Source organism: Actinosynnema sp. NPDC023658 (genome assembly GCF_040639995.1).
GTDB lineage: Bacteria > Actinomycetota > Actinomycetes > Mycobacteriales > Pseudonocardiaceae > Actinosynnema.
This window is the reverse complement of record NZ_JBFAAX010000175.1, coordinates 7610-11007: the sequence shown is the minus strand read 5'-3', so window position 1 is coordinate 11007 and position 3398 is coordinate 7610. Positions and strand designations below refer to the sequence as shown.

Here is a 3398-nt window from a genome sequence, read left to right as displayed (position 1 = left end):
CGGCGAACACCGCCCGCACCCAGAACACCTCGATGCCGAGGTGGTCGGCGACACCGCCGGCCACGCCCGCGACCACCCGACCGGCGCGTCGAAGCGGTCCTGGTTGGCGGCCCAGTGCCCGCCCTCGTAGCTGTTCCACGCCTCGGCCTGGTCGGTGTTGACGATGTGCGCCACGACGCTGCCCCTCTCGTTATGAACACTCGTTCATGAACAACTGTTCATAACGAGGCCGGGTGTTGTCAAGGCCATTAGGGTCGCGGGCATGACCGTGGTCCGCTCGCTGGTGTTGTTCGTGCTGGCCGCGATCGCCGAGATCGGTGGCGCGTGGCTGATCTGGCAGGGCGTGCGCGAGCACCGCGGCCTGCTGTGGATCGGCGCGGGCGTGGCGGCGCTGGGTCTCTACGGGTTCGCGGCGACCCTCCAGCCCGACGCGCACTTCGGCCGCATCCTGGCCGCGTACGGCGGGGTGTTCGTGGCCGGGTCGCTCGCTTGGGGCGTGGTCGTGGACAAGTTCCGACCCGACCGGTGGGACTACGCCGGCGCGGCGATCTGCCTCGTCGGCGTGGCCGTGATCATGTACGCCCCGCGCCCGTGACCCGTCAGGGCCGGGGCGGGTTGCCGCGCGGCCGGAGGCGGCCCATCGGCAGCGGCGGCGCGGGCAGCCGCCCGCCCGGATAGCCCTCCACCTGCCCGAACCGGTCGGACCCCGCCTGCCACTGGTCGCGGAACAGGGCGATCTCCTCGTGGCTGCGGCCGACGAAGTTCCACCACATCACCAGGTCCTCGCCGAACGGCTCGCCGCCGAGCAGCACCACCCGCGCCGGGGCCTCGCCGGCGTTCGCCAGGCGCAGCTCCGTCGTGCCCGGACCCGAACAACCCAGCGCGCCACGCCCGAGCGGCGTGCCGTCCAACTCCACCGCGCCCACGTCGACCAGCACGCCGTGCTCGAACGCCGCGTCCACCTCCAGCACGAGGCGCGCGCCCGGTTCCAGCACCAGCTCCGCACCCAGCAACGGCGTGAACGTGCGCACCGGGGACGTCTCACCGGCCAGGGATCCGAGGAACACCCGCGCCGTCGCACCCTCCAACGCCACCGCGTCGGGCGCGTAGTGCTGGAAGTCGCGCGGGGCGTCACGGTCCGCGTCGGGCAGCGCGATCCACAGCTGCACGCCGTGCAGCACGGTCGTGTCCGGGGTCGACACCTCGGAGTGGGCGATCCCGTGCCCGGCCGTCATCAGGTTCAGCTCGCCCGGCCGCACCAGGGCGTGCACGCCGAGGGTGTCGCGGTGCTCGATCTCGCCGCTGAACAACCAGCTCGCCGTCTGCAGGCCGGTGTGCGGGTGCGGGGCGACGTCCATGCCACCGCTGACCGACACGTCGTCGGGGCCGTAGTGGTCCGCGAAGCACCACGCGCCGATCAGCGAGCGCGACCGCTGCGGCAACGTGCGCCGCACGGTCATCGCCCGCGGCCCGCCCAGCGGGACGTCCCGGGGTTCGAGCACCTCGACCGCCGCCGCACCGGCCGTGCTGCCGCAGACCAGTTCGGGCGGGTGCGTCTCCACGTTGCTCATCGCGACCCCGATCGGAAGGCTGTCAGGCCATCGTAGAGACCGCGAAAAGCCCCGACGTCAACGCAGGTACTCCTCCCACGTCTCCTTCGGCGTGACGACCGGGCCGTCGTCCGCCGCGCGGTCCGCGAGGCCGTTGAAGCCCAGGTAGTAGTCGCCCGACTGGTGCTGGGCGCCGGAGGACTGGTCCGGGTCGCTCAGCGCGATCGCGTGGATGTGGTACTCGAAGCCCTGCGCGGGCGTGCGGATCCAGGCCGCGAAGCCGACCTGGCGCAACGCCCGGGTCACGGTGGTGCGGGTGGTCGCCGTCATGCCCGACACCGAGATGTCCAGCGCGCCGCCGCCGTCGTGGGTGCCCGCCGAACCCGCCACGCCACCCGGGTTGTAGGAGCCCTGGGTGATGCCCAACGACCGGCCCAGCAGCCGTTCCGCCTCGACCAGCATGGCCTTCGTGCGGGTGTTCATCGTGGCGCCGTGGTAGGTGAGCCGGCTGCCCGCCGACACCACGCGGGTGACGGTGTAGGTCGTCTCGCCCAGCTGCCGCAGCGACGTCGGTCCGGGCAGGCCGGAGGCGTCGATCCCGGTGTAGCCGAGCGAGCGCTGGTAGGCCGCGTAGGCGTCGATGGTCTTGGTGCCGAAGTGCCCGTCGGCGTACGACGAGGCCAGCAGCCCCTTCGCGACCAGCGCCTGCTCGACCAGCCGCACGCTGTCGCCGCTGCCCGGCGTGATGGCCGAGTCGGCCCGGCGCGGGTCGATCTGCGCGGCCTTGAGCACGGCCTCCATGTCCACCGTGGGCAGCGCCGCGGCCTGGGGAGCGGCGCTCGCGGGTGCCGCGAGGCCCACCAACCCGATCAACACACCAACCACTGCGGCGACTCTGACGTTGACCACGTCCACCTCCGGTCGACACCCGACGACCGGGCCAGTCAAGCGCGAACGACCGCCGCTTGACAATACTTGACTTCATACGTTGATAGTTGGTTGGATATTGACGACCCGGTGGGGCGCTTCGTGGAGTACAGTCGACCAGTCGGGACACGAGCCGTCGGCACTTCGCCGGCGCGGACCCCGACCAGGTCCGGCCGCTCTTGGGGCCGGGGACGGGAGCACCGGCTTGTCGCCGGATCATCCGTTCACATCATCTAGCCCCACAGCCCGCAGGCACGCCGGACCGAACCACCACGCCTCCGATCGGCCGGACGTTGTCCGCCGTCGGTGTGGTGCGGCCCTGCCGGCAGGGGAGGCGGAGTCGTCATGACGCAGACCAGAACCGGTCGAACGCAGGGTGCCGCGGTGGGTTTCGCCGACGCACGTGCCGCAGCCGACCGGGCCGAGATCGTCCAGCGCCACCTAGCCGCCCGCACCGTCGCGGACAACTCGGTCGACGCCGCGGACTGCCACGAGCTGCTGTTGATGCTCGGCCTGCCCAACCCGTCGGTGGACGACCCGTCGTCGCACGCGCTCGACACGTCGTACCAACGGGCGACCCTGTAGCAAGCCTGACTCTTCCGGGTGAGTTGCGGCTCAGCACGCATCAACCCCGCCGTGCCGCGGGTAACCGATCCGATGGAGTGTCCACCAGGGACACCCGGAGGAGGTTCGAGCGCAGATGGGCATTGGCGACAAGTTCGACGAGCTGAAGGACAAGGCCAAGGACGCCCTCGGCCAGCACGGCGACAAGGCGGACCAGGGCATCGACAAGGCCGGGCAGTTCGTCGACGAGCGGACCGGCGGTCAGCACTCCGAGCACATCCAGACGGGTACGGAAAAGGCCAAAGAAGGCCTCGACCGGTTCCGCGAGCAGCAGTAGTCCCGAAGCGGCGAAGGGCC

Annotated in this window: 6 protein-coding genes; 3 read left to right on the top strand and 3 right to left on the bottom strand. The window is 71.3% G+C overall.

The window, feature by feature from the left end:
* Positions 1–139, bottom strand: a 139-nt coding sequence (locus tag AB0G02_RS19315; RefSeq protein ID WP_360796040.1) for a PspC domain-containing protein, incomplete at its 3' end; no start/stop codon positions are given.
* 123 nt (positions 140–262) lie between these two features.
* Between AB0G02_RS19315 and AB0G02_RS19310 the strand changes: the two genes are divergently transcribed.
* Positions 263–595, top strand: a complete 333-nt coding sequence (locus AB0G02_RS19310) for a YnfA family protein (RefSeq protein ID WP_360796031.1) — start codon at positions 263–265, stop codon at positions 593–595.
* Positions 596–599: 4 nt separating this feature from the next.
* On the opposite strand, the gene AB0G02_RS19305 is transcribed toward AB0G02_RS19310, so the two are convergent.
* Both AB0G02_RS19305 and AB0G02_RS19300 read right to left on the bottom strand, forming a co-directional pair.
* Complete coding sequence (locus AB0G02_RS19305) at positions 600–1571, bottom strand: pirin family protein (protein ID WP_360796029.1); 972 nt, start codon at positions 1569–1571, stop codon at positions 600–602.
* 57 nt (positions 1572–1628) lie between these two features.
* The gene (locus AB0G02_RS19300) at positions 1629–2426 is read right to left on the bottom strand and encodes a peptidoglycan-binding domain-containing protein (RefSeq protein WP_360796037.1); all 798 of its coding nucleotides are present in this window, start codon (positions 2424–2426) and stop codon (positions 1629–1631) included.
* A gap of 396 nt (positions 2427–2822) precedes the next feature.
* On the opposite strand from AB0G02_RS19300, the gene AB0G02_RS19295 reads away from it, so the two are divergent.
* Positions 2823–3062, top strand: coding sequence for a hypothetical protein (locus AB0G02_RS19295; RefSeq protein WP_360796026.1), 240 nt, complete (start codon positions 2823–2825; stop codon positions 3060–3062).
* Between the two features lie 115 nt (positions 3063–3177).
* Positions 3178–3378 carry an antitoxin gene (locus AB0G02_RS19290; RefSeq protein WP_360796023.1) on the top strand — a complete coding sequence of 67 codons (201 nt, stop codon included), beginning with the start codon at positions 3178–3180 and terminating at the stop codon, positions 3376–3378.
* The last annotated feature ends 20 nt before the right edge of the window (positions 3379–3398 follow it).